This window comes from Micromonospora sp. NPDC049201 (assembly GCF_055586805.1).
This window is the reverse complement of sequence record NZ_JBVJHM010000016.1, coordinates 54,606-78,244: the sequence shown is the minus strand read 5'-3', so window position 1 is coordinate 78,244 and position 23,639 is coordinate 54,606. Positions and strand designations below refer to the sequence as shown.

The window sequence follows — 23,639 nt, the reverse complement described above, 5'->3', positions numbered from 1 at the left end:
GACGGCTAGGGCTTACGGGCGAGCAGCCCGACGAACGTGTGGTAGGTGTCGGTCTGCTTCGGCGCGGGCGTGCCCGGATCCGGACGCCACTCGGCCAGCGGCACCAGCCCCGGCTCCAGCACCGTCAGCCCGTCCGCGAAGGAGAGGATCTCCTCGTCGGTACGCCACCGGCCGGTGCCCAGCGACTCGTTGAAGACCCGCTCGACCTCGCGGGCCTTCCGGGAGCCCTCCGGGTCCCGCTCGCCCGGATCACGGAAGTGCGAGATCGCCACGTAACTGCCCGACGGCAGCGCGTCGATCAGCTCCGCCGCCACCGCGCGCGGCTCCTCGTCGTCGCCGAGGTGGTGCAGGATCGCGAAGAGCAACAACCCGACCGGCCGGTCGAAGTCGAGGAACCGGCGGACGTCCGGATCGTCGAGGATCTCCTGCGGTCGCCGGATGTCGGCCTGGATCACCGTCGCGGTGCCCTCCGCGGCGAGCAGGGCCCGCCCGTGCGTCAGGACGATCGGGTCGTTGTCCACGTACACCACCCGGGCGCTCGGGTTGTGCTCGGTGGCGACCTCGTGCACGTTGCCCTGGGTGGGGAGCCCCGACCCGAGGTCGAGGAACTGGTCGATGCCGGCCTCGGTGACCAGGAACCGGATCACCCGGCGCAGGAAGGCCCGGTTCGCCTGGCCGGCGGCCGGCCCGTCCGGAGTGATCCGCAGGGCGTGCTCGGCGACCTTCCGATCGACCTCGAAGTTGTCCTTACCGCCCAGGAAGTAGTCGTAGACCCGGGCCACGCTGGGTACGGTGCGGTCGATTCCGCGGGGTGCGGCCTTGTCGCGGGTCACTGGCGTCTCCATCCGATCCTGGTCGGCGTACCGGGTGCCGGGTGCGGTTCCGGACTCTGTCGGGGAGTGTAGCGACCGGACGATGTGGATCGTCGTCCCCGTTGGTATCGCTCCCAGCGGATCCGCCCCGCGACCAGGAAGCACACCGGCGGACGCGGCCCGGCGTGTCGGGGCCGGGCGGGACGAACGGTCCCGGCCGCGTGGCGCACGCCCGGGTCGTGCCGTTGCGCAGCCCCGCCGCCAGCGCAGATCTCCATCCGGGGTCGGACCTCTCCGCTCACCGGCGGCGACATGGCACGATGACCGTGTCCTGCGCCGCCGGTGGCCGGGCACGACACTGATGGAGTCGGGATGTCAGAACCGGCCGGCCCGCCGGTGCCAGGATTGGCCAGACTGTGGACGCACGACCCGGTCACCGCCGGGCGCTACCGGCTGGTAGGCCGGCTGGGCGCGGGTGGGCAGGGGGTCGTCTACCTCGGCGAGGACGACGCCGGTGACCGGGTGGCGGTCAAGATGGTCAACGTCGATCTGAGTGATCCACGGGCGCGGTCGCAGTTCGTGAAGGAGATCGCCGCCGCGCGCCGGGTCGCTCCGTTCTGCACCGCGCAGGTGCTCTTCGCCGAGGTGGACGGCGAGCAGCCCTACGTGGTCAGTGAGTTCATCGAGGGCCCGACGCTCCACCGGCACGTGCGCGAGAGCGGCCCGCTGGCCGGCAACGCCCTGCACCGGCTCGCGGTCGGCACGGTCACCGCGCTCGCCGCGATCCATAGCGCCGGCGTGGTGCACTGCGACCTGAAGCCGGACAATGTGGTGCTGGGCAGGGACGGTCCTCGGGTGATCGACTTCGGCATCGCCCGCGCGTTGGGCGTCACCGAGACGGCGTCCAGCCGGGTCATGGGGACCACCGCGTACATGGCCCCCGAGCGGTTCCGCAACGACGCGGTCGGTCCGCCCTGCGACGTCTTCGCCTGGGCGGCCACGATCGCCTTCGCCGCCGGCGGTCGGCCGCCGTTCGGCAACGACTCGCTCTTCGCCGTGATGCACCGGGTGCTGCACGACCCACCCGAGCTGCCGCCGTTGCCGCCCGTGCTGAACGAGCTGATCCGGGAGTGCCTGGCCAAGGATCCGGCGGACCGGCCGGACGCCGAGCGCGTGCTGGTGCGGCTGCTCCGACAGGACGCCACGGTCACCGCGCCGCTGCGTCGGGAGAGCCTGCTCGAGGCCGGCAACGAGACCGCGGGCGCGCCGACGCCGAACCACCCGCTTCCCCCGGTCCCGCCGACGGCGCCGCAGCCGCGCCCGACGCCGACGCCGACTCCGACACCGCCGATGACTCCGCCGCCGACGACCACGCCGTTCCGGGCCGGACCGACGCAGCCGGCGCACCTGCCGGTGGCGACCCGACCGGCGCACCTGCCGGCGGCGACCCAGCCGGCGGCGACCCAGCCGGCGGCGACCCAGCCGGCGGCGACCCAGCCGGCGGCGACCCAGCCGGCGTACCTGCCGGTGGCGACCCAGCCGGCGCACCTGCCGGCGGCGGAGCCCGGCGTCGGCGCGGGCCCGGACGGCGCGTTGCGGCGACTGCGTCGTGAGGCCGTCGACGCCTGGGGCATCTCGACCGCGCTCTTCCTCGGTTCGGCCGGCGCCGCCGCCGGCTACGTCGCGTCGAGCGCGATCGGCCCGGCCGCCGCGGTCGGGGCCGTCTCCTTCGTCGTGGTCTACCTGGTCCGGCTGCTGGTCGCGGCCGCGCTCGGGGGACGACCCGACCACGGGTGACCCGATGCGGTGGGGCCCGGGGCGCGGGCTGGCGCCGCATCGATAGGTTGGCTGCCACCAGCCGCCCGCCGAGGAGGACGCCCCGATGACCCCATCCGCTACGCGTACGCGGCAGTGGTTGCCCTACACCGCCGCTGTCACCGCCGGGCTGGTGGTCATCGCCGGGGCGTTCGTGTTCGTCCGGCAGCGCGACGCGGGCAGCACCGGGGCCCGCACCGACTGCGCCACCACCCTCCAGGTCAACTCCTCGACGGAGAAGGCGGACCTGCTGGTCGAGCTGGCCGAGCGCTACAACCGCGGCGACCGGTCGATCGAGGGTGGCGGGTGCGCCCAGGTGCACGTCAGCGCGTTGAACTCGGGCCAGGCCACCGAGGCGCTGGCCACCGACTGGGCCCGCACCGGCCTGCCGCAACCGCAGGTCTGGCTGCCGACGTCGAGCCTGTGGACCGGCCAGCTCCGGCTGCTCGACCAGGCCGCCGGGCGGGCGCCGCAGACCCCGGACCGCTACCCGTCGATCGCCAACAGCCCGCTGGTGATCGCGATGCCGCAGCCCAAGGCCGAGCTGGTTCGCGGGCGCGGGCCGCTGGGCTGGGGGGAGATCCTGGGCCTGTCCGGGCGGGACGGGTGGGCCGGCTTCGGCAAGCCGGAGTGGGGCCGCTTCACCTTCGGCAAGGACAACCCCAACCTGTCCACCTCCGGGCTGGCCGCGACCATCGCCACCTACTACGCGGCGGTGCGACGGTCCAGCGACCTGACCCGCGCCGACCTGGCCGACCCCGCGGTCACCCAGTTCGTCCGCCGGATCGAGGCCAACGTGTCGCACTACAGCGACGACTCGGTGGATCTGCTGCGCAGCCTCGCCGAGGCGGACCTGGCCGGCGGCGCGGGCAGCACCGACGACATGAGCGCCATCGTCCTACAGGAGGAGCTGGTCGACCTCTACAACACGGGGGCGCTGAGCCCTCGGCAGGACGGGCAGGAGCGGGGCCGCCGGCCGAACGTCCCGCTGGTCGCCATCCATCCCAAGGAGGGCACGTTCAACCTGGACCACCCGTTCGTGGTGCTGCCCTCCGCCGACGAGCGGCAGCGCGCGGCGGCGGCCGACTTCCAGGCGTTCCTGACCGAGGACGCGCAGCAGGAGAGCTTCGCCCGCCTCGGCTTCCGGGACCACGAGCGCCGGGCGTCGGCGGAGCTGCTCGCCAGTGTCGGCGCGGAGCCCACCGGCGGACTGACCTACTTCGAGCCCCCGGACCCGCAGGTGGTCGGCGCGATGCTGGACGGCTGGCGCACGCTCCGCAAGAAGGCCAACATCCTGATCGCGCTGGACACGTCCGGGTCGATGGAGGCGAAGGTCGGCACCCGTACCCGGTTCCAGGTCGCCTCGGCGGCGGCGGGCAAGGGCCTCGCGCTGCTCAACTCCGAGGACCGGGTGGGGCTCTGGTCGTTCTCCTCGGAGACCCCGAAGCGGCCGAAGAGCCCGTACCGGACGGAGGTCCCGCTCGGCGGGTTCGACCAGAAGCGGATCACCAGCAAGATCGCCGGCCTGCACGTCGAGGGCGGCACCGCGCTCTACGCGACGGTCCGGGCCGCGCACCGGGACCTGCTCGACCGGTACGACCCGCAGCGGATCAACGCGATCGTCGTGCTGACCGACGGCAAGAACGAGTACGGCCGGGACAACGACCTGGCCCGCCTGCTCGCCGAGGTCGCCCTGGACCCGCAGCGTCCGGTCAAGGTGTTCTGCATCGCCTTCGACCGGGAGTCGGACTTCGCCACCCTGGACCGGATCGCGAAGGCGTCGTCCGGCAAGGCCTTCGACGCCACCGATCCGGCGACGATCGACGAGGCGTTCGTGAAGCTGGTCAGCAGCTTCTGACACTCGCCCGGCCCGCTCAGTGCGGCAGCGAGACGGACAGGTGAGCGCCAGGCCGGCCAGGGCCGGGCGCCCCGGCCGAATGGGACATGTCGTCGGCGTCCGGCGCCATGGAGTCGACCGTGCATGGCCGGCCACACCTCGGTGTCACGGCCGCGCGAGCACGAGACAGGCGTTCTGTCCACCGAAGCCGAAAGAGGTGCTGAGCGCAACCGGAAAATCACCGCGCAGAGGTTGACCCGTGACGACGCGTATCCCGAGCTCTGGATCCGCACTGTCGACGTTTGCCATAGGCGGAACGATGCCGGTGGCCAGGGTCAGTACGGTGCATGCTGCCTCGATAGCTCCCGCTGCCCCGAGCGTGTGCCCGGTGACACCCTTGTTGGCGGTCACCGGGCAGCCCGCGCCGACGGTGGCACGTAACGCCGCAGCCTCGGCCGCGTCACCGGCCGGAGTGCTGGTCGCGTGCGCGTTGACGTGGGTGATCTCGGTGGCGGCCAGGCCGGCGTCGGCACACGCGGCCTCGATCGCCCGTCGGGCACCGGCGCCGTCGGCCGGGGGAAGCGTCGGGTGGAGCGCGTCGTCGGATGCGCCATATCCGACGACTGTGGCCAGGACGGGAACACGACGCGCCCGTGCGTCGGCAAGCCGCTCCAGAACGAGTACCCCTGCTCCCTCTCCGATGACGAATCCGTCCCGGTCGGCGGCGAAGGGACGCGAGGCGGCCAGCGGATCGCCGTGGCGGCGGGAAAGGGCACCCATGCGGGCGAACGAGGCGACGAACAGCGGCGTGACGGCGGCTTCACTGCCGCCGGCCAGCGCCACATCGCACGCGTTCGCGTCCAGGAGGGCTCGGGCGGTGCCGATCGCTGTCGCACCCGAGGCGCACGCCGTGGCGACCACCAGGTTCGGCCCCGTCGCACCCAACCTCAGCCCGATCTCGGCGGCGATCATGTTCGGCAGCGCCATCGGCAGGGTGAAGGCGGACACCCGGGCCGGACCGTCGGCGGCCAACCGCCGCGCTTGCCGCTCGTAGGTGCCGACACCGCCGGCTCCGGTTCCGATGACGACCGCCACCCGAGCTCCGTTCCAGGCAGCTGTGTCGAGGCCTGCGGCGGTCACCGCCTCCTCCGCGGCGACCACGGCGAACTGACCGACCCTGTCCAGCCTGGCACACAGTCGCGCGCCGAGTGACGACCTGCCGTCGAACCCGGGCACCCGCGAGGCGAAGGTGACCGGCAGCCCTGCCAACTCCGGGTCCTCGGCGGCTGTGGGTCGGGCCTGCCGGACGGCGACCCACGTCGCTCTCGTTCCCACACCGCCCGGTGTGACCATGCCGATGCCGGTGATGGCGACCGGATCGCGGACCATCTGCTCTCCTCCACCATGTCTGCGCAACGGAAGTCGACGGTAGGAGCGGGACCCGACGCCCTGATGCGAGCTGGCACCGCGGACAACCGGTCACCGGCCACGCCCGCCCCGGTAACGATGCCGTCGGGACGAGGGAAGGTCTGAACGGCACATGCCGTACGCCTCGGTGCCCGGCTCAGCCCGCCCTGCTACGCACGAGATCGGCGAGCCCGGCGAGGGTCGTCTCGGGCGTCACCTCGTCGTCGTCGATCGGGGTGCCGAACTCCTCCTGGACCGCGACGACGAGTTCCACGAGCGCCAGGGAGTCAAGTTCCAGATCCGCGAGGGTGCGGTTCGGTTCGATCTCGTCTGAGTCGAGGCCGAGCCGTTCCACGGCGATGCGGGCCAGCGCGCTCTCTACGGACTCACTCATCGGCTCTTCCCCTACGACTCGTACGGAGGTTGGGGCACAGCCCCCACCATCAGGTCGACGGGGCCCACGGTAGGAGCCGGCCGAACGGTGACGATGCCGACCGGCAATGGCCACCGCCCGCCCTGTCCGGAGTTGCCGAGGGTCGGCGCGCCGGTGGCCACATAACGCTGCCGACGCGCAACGAACTCTCCGGGGCCCACGCGACGCTGCGCGAATCCGACGACACCGCCCGGTCCGAGAGCTCCACCGGGGAAGTACCCGTCCCCCCGGCGGGCGCTCGGACCGCGACAGAAGGATCTGCTGGCATGACCACTCTGACCGACATCCTGATCGGCGATGAACTGGAGTACCTGCGTCGGCTTCAACCGCTGCTCGCCGCTGACGTGTTCCGACGCCGGGACGACGTGACCATGGCACAACGGTCCCGGGCGGCGTACGACCAGCTGCGCGTCCTCGGGCGTGAACTCGGTCCCACGCGTGCTGTCTCGTCGAACCTGCCGCTGTTGTTCGCGGTCTTCGAGGCCACCGCGGTCCAGGCGCCGGACGTCTTTCCGATTCTCAGCGGGCACTACAACCTCGCCGTTCCCGCGATCGCGCGGGCGGCCGAGCACCAGCCGGGACTCGAAAGCTACCTCCGCGAACTGGATGAGCTGAACGCGGTGGGAGTCCTCCTCCTGACCGAGCTGGGTTACGGCAGCAACGTCGACCGGCTGCGCACCGAGGCGGTGCACGACCCGCACCGCCACGAATTCGTGCTGCGTACGCCGGACGCCGAGGCGGTGAAGTGGATGCCGAACGTGGCGGCGGAGGTCCCCCGGCTGGTGGTGGTCGCGGCCCGGCTCCTGGTCGGTGGTGTCGACCGTGGCGTCCTCCCGTTCCTGGTCCGACTGCGGGATGCGGACGGTAAGCCCGCCTCGGGCGTACGGATCACCCGGATGCCGGAGAAGTCGTTCCTGCCGATGGACAACGCGATGATCAGTTTCGACGAGGTGCGACTGCCCGCGACGCACCTGCTCGCCGGGGACGTGGCGAGGGTCATGCCGGACGGCACGTTCAGCAGCTCCGTGCTCAGCCGACACGGGCGCTACCGGCGCACCATCGAGGTGCTGCAGACCGGTCGGGTGGCGCTGTCCAGCGGAGTGCTGGCCGCGTCCCGCGCCGGACTGAGGATCGCCCTGCGCTACGCCGAACAGCGCCTGGTGTCGGCACCGCACCACGGCCGGGTGCCTATGCTGCGCTACCGCAACGTGCAGCGGTCACTGCTCGTCCCACTCGCCCGGGTGTACGCCGCGACGCTCCTGGCCCGGCACACCAAGCGGGTGTTCGCCGGGCGGGAGGACGACCCCCTGTCGGCGGAACTCCTCGCGATGCTGGCCAAACCGGTGCTGTCCTGGACCGCACGGGACGCACTGGCCGAATGCCGCGAGCGGTGCGGCGCGCAGGGTATGTTCGCGATCAATCGGATCGGCGACTACCTGGGCATGTGCCACGGAGTGGTCACGGCTGAGGGCGAGAACCAGGTCCTCCAGATCACCGCCGGCGTCCGGTTGCTCACCGGCGACCACCGCCCGGTTCGACCGGCGGCGTCGCCGGCCCCCCTCGACGACCCGGCCGGCTGGCGGGATCTCCTGGCCACCCGGGAGTACGCCCTCTGGCATGCGGCCCGAGGAGCACTGCGCCGGCCGGGTCCGGCAGGCGAGACCTCCTTCGACAGGTGGAACGGCCAGGTAACGACTGCGGCGGCGGTGGCGGACGCGACCGCTCACCGCATCGCCCTGGCGCAGTTGCTCGACGCGGCCGACGCCGCGGGCGGGCGGACGGGTGCCCTGCTGCGGCAGGTCACCCGGGTGTTTGTTCTCGACCAGCTCGACCGTCACGCCGCCTGGTTCGTGGGGCACGGTCTGCTCACCCCGGTGGACGCCGCCGGGCTGGACGCCGCCCTCACCGCGGCGTGTGCGCGCCTGGCCCCGGAGGTCGACATCCTGACCGGGGCGTTCGGGCTGCCCGACGATCTCGGCGCGCCCGCCGGCAGTCCCGACTACATCACCGCCTGGGCCGCCCTGCACGATGTCCGGTCGTGACCCGGAAGGTGCCGGGCGCCGGCGGCGGCGCGTCGAGAGCGGGTCCCCGAGCCGGGCGGGTCGGGCGGCGCAGCGGGCTCCCGAGCCGGGACGCCCGATCCGGCGCGGTGGCCGGAGAGATGCCGGTAGAAGCGTGGCAACTGGCACCCACCTTCGCCATCGAAATTGCCACTCGACCCACTCACGCGCGTGGAAGTTCCACAATTCCTGAGGCGGCACGTCGGCAATGCATCTCGTCATTACGGGACCGATTCGGCAAACCGAACCCATGCGACGGGGATATCTGACTGCGGTCTTGCGGGCAACTCGACCGAGCGCCATGATGCTGGTCTGGGACAGGGTGGCGGCTCTCCCGCCATCCGTGAGGTGGCGCCGCATGACCAATACCGAGCCGCGTCCAGGTGGCACCGAGCGCCTTGGCACGACGGTGCTCCATCGCGCTCTGTCGATTTTGGAAGTCGTCCTCAATTCGGCCATTCCGTTGACCCTCACCGACATAATTCGCGCCACCGGACTGCCGAAGTCGACCGTGCACCGTCTGCTGACACTGCTCGACGCCGAAGGATTCATCCGGCGATCCGGCTACCGGTACGGGCCGGGCGAGGCGGCGTGGAGGCTCACCGCTCCACACAGTCTTCCCGCGTCCCTGCGGCACGCCTTGCTGCCGTACGCGGTCCGGCTGCACCACCTCACCGGGCTCGTGTCGTTTCTGTGCGTGGCCGCGCTGGACGACGTGGTGGTAGCCGAGGTGGTGTTCGATCCCGGGCAGGAACTGGTGGCTCCGCTCCGCGGTGCCCGGCTCAGGGCGCACACGACCGCGGCCGGCAAGGTCATGATGGCTTACGACCCCGCCTTCGCCGACCGCGTGCTGACCGCCGGACCGCTCGCGCCCCTGACCCGCCGCACCGTCACCGACCCGGTGACGCTGGCCACGCAACTGCGGCAGGTACGAGAGTCCGGACTGGCCGCCGCGGAGGGCGAGCGGATCATCGGGATCCACGAACAGGCCGTCGTGGTCCAGGGCGGCACCCTCCCGATCGCCGGACTGGCCATCGCCCGGATCGGGCCCTTCGTGGCCGACCCCCTGATCGCCCGGACCATTCGCCAGGTGGCGCACCAGGCCTCGTTGGCCGCCAGGCGGGTGGACGGCGGTTGAGGCCACGTGTTGCCTCGCGGCAACGCGATTCCGCAGCACGGAACCACAGGTGGCAGGCGTTGGTGCCCGGTGGCAGCGTGGCCCCACCGAAGTCTGGAGGCCAGATGACATCGACTGCTCCACACTCGCTGACGGACACGTTCAGCGCGGCCGACAGCGTCGGCCTTGCCGCGCAACTGCGCTTCCTGCGGGTGGCCCGTGGCTGGAGCCAACGGCAGTTGGCGGCACGCGCCGACCTCAACCCCTCCACCATCTCCCGGATCGAAAGCGGCAGCCGTGGCATAACCAGCATCGACACGCTGTCGCGCATCGCGCTCGCGCTGGGCTGCGCGACCTTCGACCTGATCGGGGAGACACCCCCGCAGGTCCTGTCCCCGGCCGGCACCGGCACGGTCGCACCACTCGTCGAGCCGGTTCGGCACGCCCTGTTCGCCACCGCCCTGACCAAGCCGCCGGCCGGCCCGACGGAACCGCTGCCGTTCGCACTCTGTCAGGCGGACATCGCTCACGAGGCACGCCGCCGTTGCGACTTCCGACAGGCACTGCGGGTGCTGCCCAGCGTGCTCACCAGTCTGCACTTCCACGTCCACGGCCCCCATCGCGCCGTCGTGCTTCCCAGACTGATCCGGCTGTGCCTCGACGGCTCCCTGGTCCTTGCTGGTGTCGGGGACCTGAGCAGCGCATGGATCCTCGCCCACCGCTGCGCCGAGGTGGCAGCGCTCGGCGACGATCCCACCCACCGAGCGCTGGCCGGACTGGCCGTGGCCGGGGTGGCGTCGCGGCAGGGCGCCGACCACCGGACGATCGAGGTGAGCCGCGCGACACTCGACACGTACGGCACGCTGATCGGACCGGCGGTGGCAGGTCACCTGCACCTGACCGCGGTCGTGGCCGGCGGGCGTTCCGGGCTGCTCCCCGCACACGAGCTGCGGGACCATCTCACCCGGGCCGCGAGGTCCGCCGCGGCGCCGGACACCGGACCCGACCCGTTCGGCTTGGTGCTCGAGCCGGCGATGGTGCCCCAGGCCTGCTTTCACGTGGCCGTGGAACGCGCTGACCTGGCCGGCGCCGAGCGGCGGCTACAGGACCTGGGCGGCAATCTGTCCCGGGAGCCCGCCCATCTCGCCGCCTTCTACGTGGACCTGGCCCGCCACCAGTTGGGCAGGGGCGAACACCGCCGTTCGCTGGACAGTCCCGTCCGCTGCGAGCAGGTGGCCTGCCAGTACGCCCACCACAGCCCGGAGGCCGCCCGCGTCCTCGCGCAGCTCGCCGTGGCGGTCCGAACCGACATGCTCCGGCGTCGGGTGAGTGGGGTCTGGCAGCGGTTCCGTCTGCTGAGTGGATGACCGCGGCGTGGAGCGCCACCGCTGGTGCCGTCCGGCAACAGTGGGCCGCCGCACGGCGATTCGATGATCGGACCCGACAGCAGAAGCGCCGCCCGATCCCGTTGGGCGACGCCCGTAGAAGCAGGGAGTCACCGATGCACGTCCGAACACCGGCCATGGTGGCCGCTCTCATCATCGGGGCGGTCGTCGCCCCGCCAGCCGCACGGGCTGACCCGATCAGCCTGCTGAGTTGCTCCGGCTGGCAGGATGTGTCGTTCAGCCCGCCGTTGACAAACACCCCCAGGCCGACACTGCAAAGCGTCAGCTCCCAGCTCGGTGTCACGGCTCAGCCGGTCGGGTTGTGCCTGGCCGCGGGGTCGGCCATCACCGGAGGCGGTTACACGACCAGCTTCACCAGCCCGCGGTCATGCACGGAACTGGCTGACATCTCGGGTGATCCGGTGACCCGAACGTATTCGTGGAACGACTCCTCGACCACCACCGTCACCTCGACACGACGCGTCGAACGGGTCAACGGCACCACCATCGTGACGTTCACCGGAGCCGCGACGGCAGGCCAGTTCACCGGAGCGACGGTCGTCGAGACGCTCGTCGCGGTGAATCCGAATCCCCTGCTCTGCGCCACGACGGGAGTGGCGTCGTTGCGCTACGTCGACGAATTGGTCATCACCCCGACGTGACCGGCGCATCACCCGTCCCGCCGGCCAAGAACAGCGAGTCCAGATCCGCGTGGTGCCGTCCGGCGAGTTCCGGCTTCGATCCGCGCCGTGGGGCACCACACTCTCACACCTAGGAGCGCTCGTGATCCGCCTGCGTCGCCTCGTGGCCCTACTGATCGCCAGTGTCCTCGGGATTGTCGTCACCGCCACCTCAGCCGCTGCCCGAGCGGACGAGATCGACCTCGTGACCTGCCCCGGATACGCGACCCAACAGTTCCAACCCGGCCTGGTCCTGCTGCCCCGGCAGGTCGCGTTCCACGCCGAGGGGACCTTCGCCCCCTGCGTCAGCACCTCGCCCCAGTACGCGTCCGCCGACTACGACGCCCAGGGCCAGGCCCTGCTGTCCTGCTCGGTCAGCCTTCCGGTGAACGGGGTTTCCGGCTCCCTACGCTGGCACGACGCGTCCGGCGATCCCACCGGAGTCTCCACCTTCACCGGTGGCATCTCGTTGACGCAGCGACCGACCGGGCAGAACGTCGTCGTGGTCGTCGCCACGATCGCCTCGGGCCCGTTCACCGGCAGCCAGCTCGTCTACACCATCGCGCTGCTCAACACCCAGCTCACCGCCTGCTTGACCACCGGCATCACCCAGGTGGCCGGGCCGGCCGAACTCACCGTCCTGCCGAGCTGAGCAGCGGCCCACCGTCAGGTGGGACACGGCGTCAGCGCTCGACACCGCGACAGGCCCCGCCCTCGACGGCGGGGCCTGTCGCCGCGCGGGCGGTCAGCTCCGTGACCGGATGTGCGGGCTCGTCAACGGGACCTCTCTCCCCCGGCGGAACGGCGTCGCCCCCATGGCCGTCCAGCCGGGGGTGCGGCGGGGACACCCAGGCGGTCAGGACGCTCGTCGCGGCGGGCTGCCGGCGGACCGCAGAATCCGAAGTCTGCTTTCCGCGCTACAACCCGCCGCCAGATCCTCCAGGTCGCGCAACTCCACCGGTGCCCAGGATCGTGGAATGTGGTCTATCGCGCAGAGCGAGCCCAGGACATGCCCATCGTCGTCGGTCAGCGGCATTCCCGCGTAGGCGATGACACCGAGGTGGGGGATGGCCTGGTTGTCGCGAAGCCGGGCGTAGATGCGGGCGTCCGGCACGACGAGAGGGCCGTCACGGACCACGTACTGGCAGAACGACTCGGTCAGTGGCGTCTGCCTGGTGCGTGACCACGGCTCCGCCAACCCGGCCAGGCCGGGGAAGATCTGGCGCTCGGGCAGGACGAAGGTGACCAGGGCGACCGGCACCCGCAGCAGGCGCGCGACAAGCCGCGCTCGCGCGTCGAAGTAGGCGTCGGCCCGCGCTGACACACCCAGCCGTTCCAGCGCAGCCAATCGGCCCGGTTCAGCCAGAACGGCATCTGCCGTTGCTATGTTGCCGCTCGCGCGCATGATCGAGCCTCCGATGCCGCCGCGGCACGCCGAGCCGAGCATGCCCTGATTCACGGTACCGCGCCGGATGCCGTTCCTCAAATAAATCACTATTCGGCGCCTGCAAATTGCATTCGGGGCTGGAATTGCGCACACCAGCATTTCGTACGCAAGGATTCCTCGGCCCCGGGCACCGCACGCTCCGCACGACCGAGGGCAAGCCGGCCTTTGCGACCACGCGCCCACGCGTCCACGTCCGACGTCGACGCGTCGTACGCGCCCGGCTGGCATTTTAATATCCACTTCGGTCAATCGAAGATCATCCGCGCCGGCGTGCGACAGGGCGTGTCGCGGTCCCACGCGCCGCACGACTCCGGTGCTCACCGGGCCGGGAACCGGTCGGCACCGTCCTGCCCCGTCGACCTCCCGGTCGGGCCGATGAGGTCAACGGGTAGTGGCGTGTCGGGCGTCGTCGTCACACGACACCGATCGTCGTCACGTTGGACAGGCTCTGCCGCTGCTGGATCCCCGGGGCGCTCAGGCACTGAACCAGCGGGTCGAGGGCTGCGTAGGTGATCTGCTCCACGATCGGCTGCCCGTGGAACAAGCCGTCCGTCACCGACCCGGTGTACGTCACCAGATCGGCGCCCGCGGCGTCGGTCACGGTCCGGTTCGCGGTGACCGTGCTCGTGTCGACGACCGCTCCCGTACCGGTCCGCCACCCGATGGTGAACGTGACGAGGTCAGCTCTTGCGAGCGTGCCGCAGGACTGGACGGCTTGGCCGGAGATGTCCGCCCGCCCGCTGGCGATGGTCGGCTGGGTCAGCGACACGCATGCCGAGTAGTCCGTCCACACCGTGATCGTCTGCGGTGTGGGGGTGACGGTCACCCCTGGGCTGTAGTGGACCACCTGCGTACCGGCCAGACAGGTGACACCCGTCGGGGGCGCCGCTGTCGCACTGCCCGGTGAGAGGACACCGAGCGCCGCCACGAGCGCGGCCGTCGCAACCGTACTGATCGAAGAACGTCGCATCACGAATCCCGTCAGGAGAGGGTCAGCGCGCCAACGGCGCTCTGGCTTCTGATCCCGGTGGTCAGGCACCGGGTCAGGTCGACCGAGGCCTGGGTCAGCACCTCGACGAAGGCGTCCCCGGCAAACCGACCGGACCGCACGGTTCCCCGGAGCGTGATCACGGTCTGGCCGCCGATGTCGAGGCTCTGCGAGGTGCCGACGACGGCGCTGGTGCTCCCGTCGTTCCAGGTCACGGTGAACGTGCCGGTCGCGCTGGGCGGGAGCGAGAGACACCCGCGCACGCCGGTGAAACTGCCACTGCGGCTCCCGGTGCTGACTGTCGCGCCGATGGTCGAGCCGCAACCGCTGTAGGAGACCTGATAGGTGACGAGTTGGGTGGTGGGAGTCAGCGTCAGGCCAGGGCTGAACGTGGTGGTGCCGGTGGCGGTACAGACGAGGTCACCGACCGATGCCGAGGCGGGCACGGCGGCCAAGGCCACCGCTGCCGCGGTGGTGACGACGAGACATGCCGCCGTCGAGACGATGCGGTTCACGATTCCTCCTAGGTATGCCGGTGCCCATCGTGGGCTCGACCTGGCGCACGTCGGTGCCGACCGGCATTGATGGATCAGGGGACGGCGCCCGACGTCGGTCACCGGCAGGCGAAGGCGATGTCCCCGGAGCACGGACCGGTCGGGGAAAGCCCTCGCGCCGTGCGCTTGGTGGCCCGCCCGCGACCAGGACCGGCCACCAAGCGCACGGACAGCTCACACCGCGACGAAATTGGCCTCGATCGGGCCCGAGTTGGTGGCGATCCCATTCCCGGCGCAGGCCAACGCGTCGAGGGTCAACCCCGCCGACGTCTGGGTGTACGTGGCGCCGGCGAACAACCCCGCGGTCACCGAGCCGAGCACCTGACTGACGGTCTGCCCGCCGGTGCGGCTGACCACGTAGGTGGCGCTCACCGTACTGGTGAGGCCGTTGTTCCAGTGAATCGTGACGGTCGCCGAGACCGCCGGCGGGCTGACCAGGCAGGAGCCGTCGGACGGCGCGGTGGGCCCCAGCGAGAACGTCCCCGCCAGACCCCCGCCGCAGACCGCGAGGGTGGTCGTCACCGAGATGCTTGTCGGCCGGGTGACAAGCGTCAGGGGCGGGCTGTAGGACTGCTGTGACGTGCCCACGCAGGACACGAGCACCGCCGCCGACGCGGGTGTGGGTGCGGTGAGCGCCACCGCGCCCACCGTGAGCGCGGTCAGGGTGGCGGCGGTCGCAGCCCGCCGAACGCGATTCGGTCGTCTCATGATTCTGCCTCCTCGAGCAACGGCAGCCGGGAGTCGGCATCGCCTCGCCACACCCTGGCCCTCACGCCGGGACGCGCGTTGTCAGCAGGCATCGCGAACGAGCTCGACCCGGTCTCGTTGCCGGGACGCACCGTCAGGCGGCCGACCACGCCGACGATCCGGTGCGGAAGGACAGACCTACGCGCACATCCGGCGGCACACGTCCGGTGGAAGGAAGGCGACATGGCAGGACTGGCCTTGGTTTTCCCGGGGCAGGGCGCCCATCTGGCGGCCCTGTTCCCCGATGCGGCGGCGACGCCACGGGTGGCCGACATCCTGGACACCATCGACGGCAGCGCCGAGCACCACGGCGGACCGGGGGTCCGGGGATTCATCGAGGGGTCGGACGTCCCGACCTCCGCCGACGCGCCGCCGGACCTGGCGATCTTCGCCACCGAGGTCGCGTGCCACGCGTCGCTGGAGGAGCTGGGTGTGACACCCGACGTGCACCTCGGCCACAGCTTCGGCGAGTGGGCGGCGCTGGTCTGCGCCGGGGCGGTCGATCTCCCCGACGCCGTACGGCTGGTCTGCGGTCGCGCGACGGTCCTCGCGGCCAGCGGCGTCACCGGTGGCATGGTCGCGCTGCGCACCGACGCCCGACGAGCGGCCCACCTCGTCGGGTTGGTCGACGACGGTCGTCTCGCCCTCGCCGCCGACAACGGCCCCGACCAGGCTCTCCTGGCCGGCCCGAGCGAGCTGCTTAAGGTCACTGAACACATCGCGGACGCGGTGGGAATCTCGGTCGCCCAGCTCCCGATCGCCTTCCCGTTCCACACGCCGGCCTTCGTGCCGGCGCAGCGACGACTCGCCGCTCTCGCGGACGACATCGGAGTACGGGTGCCGGACGTGCCGGTCTTTTCGCCGATCCTCGGTCGGCCGGTCGGAACGACGGCGGACGTGCGGGAGATCGTCCGCCGTCACCTGAGCGCGCCGGTCGGATTCCACTCCGCCCTACTCACGCTCCACCGCGACGGCATACGCACGTTCATCGAATGCGGAGCACGGAACACTCTCTCCCGGCTCATCGAGGCGTCGTTGCCCTCCTCGGTGACGGTGCTCGCCCCGTGGCGCCGACCGGCCACGCTTCCGGAGGTCGCCGCGCTCCTCGGTGACGCCGCCGTGCGAACCGTACCCGCCGACCGCGCCGGAGAGCCCGGGCCACCCGGGACGGACAACGCGAAAGCCTCCCCGTCATGTGCTCCGGCTCGGGCACCGGCGGCGGCCGGGCGGGCGTCGAGCGCAACGGCTCCGCCGGCGACCGCGGCGACGAGCGCCGCCGGGAGCACGCCGGACGACGAGAGGTCCACGCTGGTGGCCCGACTGCGTGCGCACTACTCCGAGCAACTCGGCTTGCCGGAGGAGCTGTTGACCGATGACACCGACCTCGAGGCGGACCTCGGCGTGGACTCCATCAAGCAGGTCGAGCTGTTCCAGCAGATGCGTCAGCAGCTCCACCTGCCGCCGCCCCCGAACCAACTGCGGATCACCTCGTACACGACCCTGCCCGCGATCGCGGACGCGCTGCGGGAGGCACACCGGTGAGCGTCGAGCAGCGCCGGGTCGTGCTGGTGACCGGTGCCGGCCGCGGGGTCGGGCGGGCCATCGCCCTGGCGTACGGCGGCCTGGGCGCGCACGTCGTCGTCAACTGCTTCCGCTCGGTCGAGGGCGGGCAGGAGACCGTGCGCCGGATCGTCGAGGCCGGAGGCTCGGCCCAACTGGTACGGGCCTCCGTCGGCAGCCGGTCCGGCGTCGAGGAGCTCTTCGCCACGGTCCGGGCCGACCATGGCCGACTTGACGTGCTGGTGAACAACGCGGTGCGGTCGGAGCTCGCGCCGATGGCGGAGCTGACCGACCGCGACTGGACCCGGGCCATCGATGTCAACCTGCACGGCGCACGGTGGTGCGCCGAGTTGGCGGCTCCGCTGATGGCCGACCGGGTGGGTGCCGCGATCGTCAACGTCTCGTCGATCAGCGCTGTCCACGTGGTTTCCAGCTCGGCAGCGGTAGGGGTCAGCAAGGCTGCGGTCGAGGCGTTGACGCGCTACCTCGCGGTCGAGCTCGCGCCGTCGGGCATCCGGGTCAACGCGGCAGCATGCGCCGGCATCGACAACGAGGCGCTCCACCGCTTCCCCGACTACGACTCGTTCCGCACCCGGATGATCAGCGCGACGCCGACGGGCCGGCTCGCGGCCGAGGAGGACCTACGCGACCTCGTGCTCTTCCTGGCCAGTGAGCAGGCGGCATACCTCACCGGGCAGGTGGTGCTCGCCGACGGCGGGCTCTCCCTCGGCGCCTACAGTCTGAGCCCGCCGGAGGCGGACCCGACGGCGGGCGGCGCCGCTCGGACGAGCGACGGGGAGAGCAACGGGGGTGCGGAACCGGTACCCCGTCCCGGCGCGCAAAGCTCCGGCGGATCCCCCGCCGGCGACCGGTCCGACGAGGCGGTCGTGGCCGTCGTCGGCATGGGAGTGGTGGTGCCCGGCGCCGCCGACACGAAGGAGTTCTGGCACCTGCTGTCCGAGCCGCGGGACGTGTTCTCGGAGCCTGGTGGACGCTTCCGCCTCGAGGAGTTCTGGTCGGCGGACCGCGCGGCACCGGATCGCACCTACGCCCGGGTGGCCGGGTACGTGCCCGACGACACCGGGAAGCTGGAGGTGGGGTGGCTCCGGGCGGCCACACGCGAGGCGATGGCCGGCACGACGGTGCGGCCGGGCGATCGCCGGGCCGCGTTCTTCGGCGCCTGGCCCGGTGGAAGTCAGGCGACCATCCAGACAGCGGTGGTGGAGGCGGTCGCGGCTCAGGCCGACGACCCCGCCGCGGCCCGGGACGCGTTGCACGCCCACCTGCCCTACGCGGTGACGCCGTCGCCGGACGCGCTGCCCGAACGTCGGATCCGCCGTGGCCTGGCAGGCGCAGTGGGCGACGGCGACGCCGTGGTGGTCGTCGACAGCGCCTGCGCCTCGTCACTTCACGCCGTGGACCTCGCCGCCGGGCACCTCCTGTCCGGGCGCTGCGAGGTGGCGCTCTGCGGTGGCCTGGAGTCCCTCGATCCCACCAACGCGGTCCTCTTCGCCAAGATCGGTGGTCTGTCCTCCACCGGCGCGGTCCGTGCCTTCGACGCCGGCGCCGACGGCACGCTGTTCAGCGACGGCGCGGCCGTCCTCGCGCTCAAGACGCTGGCCCGCGCACGGGCCGACGGCGATCAGGTGTTCGGCGTGCTGGACGGTGTCGGCAGTGCCGCCGACGGGCGGGGCCGATCCATCGCCGCGCCCAATCCGGCCGGGCAGCGGCGTGCGCTGCTGCGCGCCCGTGACGTCAACGGGCTGCCGGCGTCGCAGGTCGACTGGATCGTCGCGCATGCCACGGGCACCACCGCGGGCGACCGGTCGGAACTGGAGACGATCGCCGGCCACACCGAGGCCGGCTGCCCGGTGAGCGCGACCAAGGCGGTCGTCGGACACACCGGATGGGCGGCCGGAGCAACGTCCGTGATCCACGCGTGCCTGGCGCTGCGGGCCGGCGTCGTACCACCGCAGTACGGGTTCGCCGGCCTTCCCCAAGAGCCGGGGTCGACGCCGGTGCGGATACCGGACCGCCCCTGGCCCCTGCCCGCCCGCGAGAACCGGCCCCGCACCGTGGGCGTGTCGGCGTTCGGTTTCGGTGGCACCAATGCTCACCTTCTGCTCAGCGACCGGCCGGCGCGCCCTGCCCGCCGTAGCCGGCCGGCGGAGGTCGACGATGACGTGGCGGTGGTGGGCTGGACCGCCCATCTGCCCGGGTTGCCGGACCGCGAGCAGGTCCTCGCCTGGTTCGCCGGCGAGGCGCCGGGCCCGGGACGATCCTTCGGGCTGCCCTACCCGGCGCCCTCACCGCTGGTGACCAGGCTGCCGGGGCGAACCACAGCCTCGATCGATCCGGGCCAGGTCATGGCGCTGGACGTGGCTCACCGCTTCGTCGCGGAGAACGGCGAGCTGTGGCAACGGGTGGCCGACACCACCGGTGTCCTCGGCGCGCACACCGGGGTTCCGTACCTGCTGACCGAGGTTGCGTTGCGCTGCTACACCGAACCGCTGCGTTCCGCCGTCGCGGACGCCGCCCCGTCGGTACGAAACGCCGTGGACCGGCGGGCGGCAGTCGCACGACGGCGTGTGCCGACGATCAACGAGGACAGCCAGCCCGGTGTCCTGCCGAACGTCCTGGTCTCCCGCATCGCCCAGCGATACGACCTGCACGGCCCGGTGTTGATGCTGGACGCGGGGCGTGACAGCGCGTTGTGGGCGATCCAGGCGGCCTGCGACCACCTGCGGCAGGGCCGGCTCGACCTCGCCCTCGTCCTCGCGGTCGATGCCACGAGCACGCCGGAGGCCGCGCTCCTGACCGGCACGTCGGCGCACGGTCTGGCGGAGGGCGCCGTGCTGGTGGCCGTCGCGCTCCGCCGGACCGCCGAACGTCAGGGGTGGCCGATGTTGGCAGTCCTGGAGCACGATGACGGCGGCGGTCCGTCGGCCACCGGTCGATCGGCGGCGGCCCCCGCCGATGACGCCGCCGGGCGGCCCACCGCCGACGCCGCACTCGCGCTCGTCCGCGCGGTGGAGAGCGGGGAGCCGCAGGTGCTGGCCGGCACCCACCCGTCGGCTCCGGTGGTGAGGGTGCGACCGACCGCCGCGCGCCGTCCGCCTGTCGCCACACTCACCCGACGGTACGTTCCGGCGCTACGCACCCGGCCCGTCTCCCCGGGCGCCGGCACGGCGCTGCCCGCCGGTGGGGTGGTGCTGACCGATCTGCCGACGCTCGATCCGGAACTGCTGCGCGCGGCGGAGGCCAGCGACACCGTGATCATCTCCAGCCACCACCGGTCCCGCGCGTCGCTACGGTCCGGGGCCGCTCCGGACTCGCTGGCCGGATGCCGCCCCGACGTGCGCGTCCTGGTCGGGAGCCGGGATCACGAGGCGGTCCGAGCGTTGCACGACCTGACCTTCCGTACGCTTCAGCGACTGCTGGCCGAGAGCGGCGAGGCGACGGTCGGCGTCGCCCTGCCCGCTGACGGGACACCCCTCGCCGGCCTGTTCTCCGGGCTGGCCCGGACGGTCGCCCTCGAATTTTCGGCGGCTCGCACCGCGGTGGTCCTGACCGACGAACCTGACCACGCGCGGGCCCTCGCCCAGGTCGCGGCGGAACTCGGCAGCGGCGGTCCCACCGTGACACACCGCCACGGCTCCCTGCGGCGGGTCGAGGTCCTGGTGCCCGCTCCGCTGCCGATCGACAGCGGCCCCTCGCCGTTCCTTCCCGACCACCCGATCATCGTGGCCAGTGGCGGTACGAGCGGACTCGCCGGCGTCCTGCTCGCCACGCTGCGTCATGAGCACAACCCCGTCTTGTGGGTGCTCGGCAGCAGCGATCTGCGCGGGCTCGACCGATGGACCCACCTGCCGGACGACGCGGCTGCCGCACGGCGGGAGCTGATAAGGCACTTCGTGCGGGACGGCAGGGCGCTCGCCGAGGCCCTGGTCACCGCCGACGCGATCCTGCTTCGACGCCGGGCCGCCGCTCAGCTCGGCCTGCTGCGCGAGGCGCTCGGGGCACACCGGGTGCACTACCTCCGCTGCGACGTCACCGAGCCGTCAGCCGTCCGCGCCGCCGCCGACCAGGTCTACTCGCAGCATGACCACATTGATCTTCTGCTCCACGCGGCGGGTCGCAGCAGCCCGCACACGCTGGCCAGGAAGGAGCTGTCCGAGTTCCGCCGGCTGCGGGACGTCAAGATCGAGGGACACCGACATCTCCGGGCCGCATTCGATCGACCGCCGCCGCTGCGGTGGTGCAACGTCGGTTCGTTGATCGGGGCGTTCGGCGAGGCAGGGGATCCTGACTACGCCAGTGGCAACGACGCGCTCGCCCGGGCCGGGCGGGACGGATGGCGGCGCGACCGCCGCGAGGTGACCATCGGCTTCCCGCTCTGGAACGAGGTCGGTCTCGCCGGTCCAGGCACGTTGATGTCCACCTATCTGGCTCGGCGGCGACTGCTGACGGCGGTGACCAACGCGGAGGGCGTCGCCCAGTTCCGGTCCGAGTTGCGGCATCTTCGGGTCGGCGGCGGTTCCTCGTTCTACGCGGGTGACATCGAACGTGAGCGCTTCGCCGCCGCGTACCCGGGATATGTCGAGGCCAGCCCGGGCGCCTACCTGCGCGGTCCGGTCCGTGTCGAGGGCGGGCGATCGGTGTGGGACTGCCCGCTGGACGAGATCAGTGACGCCTACCTGAACCAGCACCTGGTCGCGGGCCGGGCCACCCTGCCGGGAACCTTCATGCTCGAGATCGCGGCCGAAGCCGCACTGGCGATGCTTCCCGGTCACCAGATCCGGGGCTTCCGCGACTGCTCGTTCGACCGATTCGTCCGGCCCTTCGCCGGGCGCTTTCCGACCCACCTGCGGATCGAGGCCGCAAGAGTCGGTGCACCGCTCGGTGGCGAGGAGCGGGTTCGGGTCGAGCTGCTCGGTGTGCTGCCCGCGCTCGGTCCACACCGGCCACCGGTCCGCCACTTCAGCGCAGTGGTCGTCACTGATCACGAGGCTGCGCCGTCCCGGAGGACCGGTCCGCCTCCCGCCGGGCACCGGGAGCCGGTCATCGATCCCTACTACCAGGAATCCGCCGGCGTGGCCTTGAGCGGCCTCTTCGCGAACACCGTCGACCCGCGGAGACAGGGCGGCACGGGCGAGTGCCTGTGGCGTCTGCCCGAGGTCGACGTGGACCCGATCACCGGCCTGGCGGTGCCGGCGCTGCTGATCTGCGCGACCATGCGGACGGCGGCGTTGGTTCTCAGCGGAGCCGACGGCCTGCCCGCCACCTTCGCGCCCCGGCGGATCGCGCGGATCGACCTGCCGGGTGCACAGGGCAACGACCTGTCCTGGGCGGCACGCCACCCGGAGGGGATCCGGCTGTCCGGTGATCCGACCGCCGACCGCTTCGACGCGGCGACGCCCTCGGGTGAGTTGGTGCTGTCCATCGGGGGCGTCGAACTGGTCGAGGTCGGTGCCGTGCGGCGCTGACCGATGCTCGTCAGCGCCTTGTTCCCGACCGGTAGGGCGGCTGGCCGCCGCCCTACCGGACCGGGCGCGACGTCAGGCGTCGCCGGAATCAGACCTGTCGTGATCCGCCAGAACCTCGCCAGCGGCGAGCGTCGCGTTCAGGGCCCGCGGAAACCCGGCATACGCGCTCACGTGCAACAGCGCCTCCAGGATCTCAGTCGGGGTGAGACCCACCCGCAGGGAGACCCCCACGTGCAGCCGCACCTCCGCTTCACAGCCGCCCAGCGTGGCCAGGACCGCGAGGGTGACCAACTGCCGATCGCGGCTGGACAGACCGGGCCGACCGTGGAGATCGCCGTAGACGAATTCCGCCACGTAGTCGACGAACTCAGGGTTCACCTCGGCCAGGGCGGCGCGGAATCTCTTCACCACCTCCTCACCTGCCAACGCCACCGCGTTTTCGTAACCACGTTGGCGACGTTCTCGGCCATCCCGGTCCGGAGCAGTCATGGTCTCAGGAGACCTCGCCTGCCGGAACTCGTGTTGCCCGGCGGAAGCACTGCCCCCGCGGTGCTGGATGCTCGTACCGGAGCCACGCACCCGAGTTGGTGAACGGTCGATCTCCCGACAGCCGGTACGCCCTACACCGTCAGGGGCCGGGCCGCCGCGGCTGCTGCCGCTGAGCATCATCGCGATCCCGGGCGGCATACGGTGCGTAGGTCATTGGTGGAGGGAGATCGAGATGACAAGCCCACTGCTCACCCGCAAGCTCAGGCGAGGATTCGACGCGCTGGACACCAACGGTGACGGTGTCCTGGACGAGAGCGACTTCGCGGCGGCTGCCGAGCGGTACCTGAACGAGGTCGCGGTCGATCCGGCGGACGCCGGAGCGGCAGCCGTCACCGACGGCTGGGCACGGTTGTGGCGTGAGGTCATCGCGCCCATGGACGCCGACGACGACAGGAGCGTCACCTTCGACGAGTTCAGCGCTGCGCTGACGCGGCGCCTCGCCGACGAGGACGGCTACCGCACCTACCTCGGGTCCCTCGTGGACGCGTCCCTGACGATCGCCGACCGGGACGGCAAGGGTTGGCTGTCGCCTACCGAGTTCGACGTCCTTTACCAGAGCATGTTCCGACTCACGCCGGGGCGGACGAAGGCGGCCTTCGACCACCTGGACGCGGACTCCGACCGCCGCCTGACACTCGCCGAACTCCGCCAGGCCATCGCGGAGTTCTGGGGCAGCGAGGACGAAAACGCGCGGGGCAACTGGCTTTTCGGCCCGCTGTAACCACGCGGGGCCGTGCCGACGCGGCTCGCGCGAGCATGCCG

General features: G+C 71.8%; 18 protein-coding genes. 10 read left to right on the top strand and 8 right to left on the bottom strand.

The features are described 5' to 3' along the window. Positions 1 to 5 precede the first annotated feature (5 nt). Positions 6 to 845, bottom strand: coding sequence for an SAM-dependent methyltransferase (locus tag ACZ6O5_RS28500; RefSeq protein WP_465981020.1), 840 nt, complete (start codon positions 843 to 845; stop codon positions 6 to 8). A 339-nt stretch (positions 846 to 1,184) separates the two neighbouring features. On the opposite strand from ACZ6O5_RS28500, the gene ACZ6O5_RS28495 reads away from it, so the two are divergent. Both ACZ6O5_RS28495 and ACZ6O5_RS28490 read left to right on the top strand, forming a co-directional pair. Beyond that, positions 1,185 to 2,609, top strand: coding sequence for a serine/threonine-protein kinase (locus tag ACZ6O5_RS28495; RefSeq protein ID WP_465981018.1), 1,425 nt, complete (start codon positions 1,185 to 1,187; stop codon positions 2,607 to 2,609). An 85-nt stretch (positions 2,610 to 2,694) separates the two neighbouring features. Continuing rightward, positions 2,695 to 4,485 carry a vWA domain-containing protein gene (locus ACZ6O5_RS28490; RefSeq protein ID WP_465981016.1) on the top strand — a complete coding sequence of 597 codons (1,791 nt, stop codon included), beginning with the start codon at positions 2,695 to 2,697 and terminating at the stop codon, positions 4,483 to 4,485. A gap of 144 nt (positions 4,486 to 4,629) precedes the next feature. Here the strand turns inward: ACZ6O5_RS28490 and ACZ6O5_RS28485 are convergent, their stop codons facing one another. Together ACZ6O5_RS28485 and ACZ6O5_RS28480 are read right to left on the bottom strand one after the other, a co-directional pair. Next, positions 4,630 to 5,853 carry a beta-ketoacyl-[acyl-carrier-protein] synthase family protein gene (locus ACZ6O5_RS28485; protein WP_465981014.1) on the bottom strand — a complete coding sequence of 408 codons (1,224 nt, stop codon included), beginning with the start codon at positions 5,851 to 5,853 and terminating at the stop codon, positions 4,630 to 4,632. A gap of 175 nt (positions 5,854 to 6,028) precedes the next feature. Further along, entirely contained in the window at positions 6,029 to 6,265 is a 237-nt protein-coding gene (locus ACZ6O5_RS28480; protein WP_465981012.1) for an acyl carrier protein, read from the bottom strand. Positions 6,266 to 6,570: 305 nt separating this feature from the next. Between ACZ6O5_RS28480 and ACZ6O5_RS28475 the strand changes: the two genes are divergently transcribed. From ACZ6O5_RS28475 to ACZ6O5_RS28455, 5 genes are all read left to right on the top strand, one after another. Further along, the gene (locus ACZ6O5_RS28475) at positions 6,571 to 8,346 is read left to right on the top strand and encodes an acyl-CoA dehydrogenase family protein (RefSeq protein ID WP_465981010.1); all 1,776 of its coding nucleotides are present in this window, start codon (positions 6,571 to 6,573) and stop codon (positions 8,344 to 8,346) included. A gap of 376 nt (positions 8,347 to 8,722) precedes the next feature. Further along, a complete protein-coding gene (locus ACZ6O5_RS28470; RefSeq protein ID WP_465981008.1) occupies positions 8,723 to 9,502 on the top strand; it encodes an IclR family transcriptional regulator in 780 nt (259 codons plus the stop codon). Between the two features lie 104 nt (positions 9,503 to 9,606). Continuing rightward, a complete protein-coding gene (locus tag ACZ6O5_RS28465; RefSeq protein ID WP_465981006.1) occupies positions 9,607 to 10,848 on the top strand; it encodes a helix-turn-helix domain-containing protein in 1,242 nt (413 codons plus the stop codon). 134 nt (positions 10,849 to 10,982) lie between these two features. After that, positions 10,983 to 11,528: a hypothetical protein gene (locus tag ACZ6O5_RS28460; RefSeq protein ID WP_465981004.1), complete on the top strand. Its 546-nt coding sequence runs from the start codon at positions 10,983 to 10,985 to the stop codon at positions 11,526 to 11,528. A gap of 121 nt (positions 11,529 to 11,649) precedes the next feature. Continuing rightward, entirely contained in the window at positions 11,650 to 12,198 is a 549-nt protein-coding gene (locus ACZ6O5_RS28455) for a hypothetical protein (RefSeq protein ID WP_465981002.1), read from the top strand. Between the two features lie 204 nt (positions 12,199 to 12,402). Here the strand turns inward: ACZ6O5_RS28455 and ACZ6O5_RS28450 are convergent, their stop codons facing one another. The 4 genes from ACZ6O5_RS28450 to ACZ6O5_RS28435 all read right to left on the bottom strand — a co-directional run bounded on the left by ACZ6O5_RS28450 (position 12,403) and on the right by ACZ6O5_RS28435 (position 15,243). Beyond that, a complete protein-coding gene (locus tag ACZ6O5_RS28450; RefSeq protein WP_465981000.1) occupies positions 12,403 to 13,032 on the bottom strand; it encodes a GAF domain-containing protein in 630 nt (209 codons plus the stop codon). A 373-nt stretch (positions 13,033 to 13,405) separates the two neighbouring features. Then, positions 13,406 to 13,819, bottom strand: a complete 414-nt coding sequence (locus ACZ6O5_RS28445) for a hypothetical protein (RefSeq protein WP_465980998.1) — start codon at positions 13,817 to 13,819, stop codon at positions 13,406 to 13,408. Between the two features lie 155 nt (positions 13,820 to 13,974). Beyond that, positions 13,975 to 14,496 (bottom strand): hypothetical protein, encoded by a 522-nt coding sequence (locus ACZ6O5_RS28440; protein WP_465980996.1) that lies wholly within the window; start codon positions 14,494 to 14,496, stop codon positions 13,975 to 13,977. Positions 14,497 to 14,709: 213 nt separating this feature from the next. Beyond that, the gene (locus ACZ6O5_RS28435; RefSeq protein WP_465980994.1) at positions 14,710 to 15,243 is read right to left on the bottom strand and encodes a hypothetical protein; all 534 of its coding nucleotides are present in this window, start codon (positions 15,241 to 15,243) and stop codon (positions 14,710 to 14,712) included. 222 nt (positions 15,244 to 15,465) lie between these two features. Here ACZ6O5_RS28435 and ACZ6O5_RS28430 point away from each other — a divergent pair, with 222 nt between their 5' ends. Both ACZ6O5_RS28430 and ACZ6O5_RS28425 read left to right on the top strand, forming a co-directional pair. After that, on the top strand, positions 15,466 to 16,824 hold the full coding sequence (locus ACZ6O5_RS28430) for an acyltransferase domain-containing protein (protein WP_465980992.1): 1,359 nt from the start codon (positions 15,466 to 15,468) through the stop codon (positions 16,822 to 16,824). Then, positions 16,821 to 22,328: an SDR family oxidoreductase gene (locus tag ACZ6O5_RS28425; RefSeq protein WP_465980990.1), complete on the top strand. Its 5,508-nt coding sequence runs from the start codon at positions 16,821 to 16,823 to the stop codon at positions 22,326 to 22,328. Before ACZ6O5_RS28430 ends, ACZ6O5_RS28425 begins: the two co-directional genes overlap by 4 nt. A 72-nt stretch (positions 22,329 to 22,400) precedes the next feature. Here ACZ6O5_RS28425 and ACZ6O5_RS28420 read toward each other — a convergent pair whose 3' ends face one another. After that, complete coding sequence (locus ACZ6O5_RS28420) at positions 22,401 to 22,817, bottom strand: carboxymuconolactone decarboxylase family protein (protein ID WP_465980989.1); 417 nt, start codon at positions 22,815 to 22,817, stop codon at positions 22,401 to 22,403. 232 nt (positions 22,818 to 23,049) lie between these two features. Between ACZ6O5_RS28420 and ACZ6O5_RS28415 the strand changes: the two genes are divergently transcribed. Continuing rightward, on the top strand, positions 23,050 to 23,598 hold the full coding sequence (locus ACZ6O5_RS28415; protein ID WP_465980988.1) for an EF-hand domain-containing protein: 549 nt from the start codon (positions 23,050 to 23,052) through the stop codon (positions 23,596 to 23,598). The last annotated feature ends 41 nt before the right edge of the window (positions 23,599 to 23,639 follow it).

Bases quoted from the DNA above. Each gene is read 5' to 3' on its own strand.
- ACZ6O5_RS28500 (WP_465981020.1), bottom strand. From the start codon at position 845: ATGGAGACGCCAGTGACCCGCGACAAGGCCGCACCCCGCGGAATCGAC.
- ACZ6O5_RS28460 (WP_465981004.1), top strand. From the start codon at position 10,983: ATGCACGTCCGAACACCGGCCATGGTGGCCGCTCTCATCATCGGGGCG.
- ACZ6O5_RS28465 (WP_465981006.1), top strand. From the start codon at position 9,607: ATGACATCGACTGCTCCACACTCGCTGACGGACACGTTCAGCGCGGCC.
- ACZ6O5_RS28480 (WP_465981012.1), bottom strand. From the start codon at position 6,265: ATGAGTGAGTCCGTAGAGAGCGCGCTGGCCCGCATCGCCGTGGAACGG.
- ACZ6O5_RS28430 (WP_465980992.1), top strand. From the start codon at position 15,466: ATGGCAGGACTGGCCTTGGTTTTCCCGGGGCAGGGCGCCCATCTGGCG.
- ACZ6O5_RS28415 (WP_465980988.1), top strand. From the start codon at position 23,050: ATGACAAGCCCACTGCTCACCCGCAAGCTCAGGCGAGGATTCGACGCG.
- ACZ6O5_RS28490 (WP_465981016.1), top strand. From the start codon at position 2,695: ATGACCCCATCCGCTACGCGTACGCGGCAGTGGTTGCCCTACACCGCC.
- ACZ6O5_RS28420 (WP_465980989.1), bottom strand. From the start codon at position 22,817: ATGACTGCTCCGGACCGGGATGGCCGAGAACGTCGCCAACGTGGTTAC.
- ACZ6O5_RS28475 (WP_465981010.1), top strand. From the start codon at position 6,571: ATGACCACTCTGACCGACATCCTGATCGGCGATGAACTGGAGTACCTG.
- ACZ6O5_RS28485 (WP_465981014.1), bottom strand. From the start codon at position 5,853: ATGGTCCGCGATCCGGTCGCCATCACCGGCATCGGCATGGTCACACCG.
- ACZ6O5_RS28470 (WP_465981008.1), top strand. From the start codon at position 8,723: ATGACCAATACCGAGCCGCGTCCAGGTGGCACCGAGCGCCTTGGCACG.
- ACZ6O5_RS28435 (WP_465980994.1), bottom strand. From the start codon at position 15,243: ATGAGACGACCGAATCGCGTTCGGCGGGCTGCGACCGCCGCCACCCTG.
- ACZ6O5_RS28495 (WP_465981018.1), top strand. From the start codon at position 1,185: ATGTCAGAACCGGCCGGCCCGCCGGTGCCAGGATTGGCCAGACTGTGG.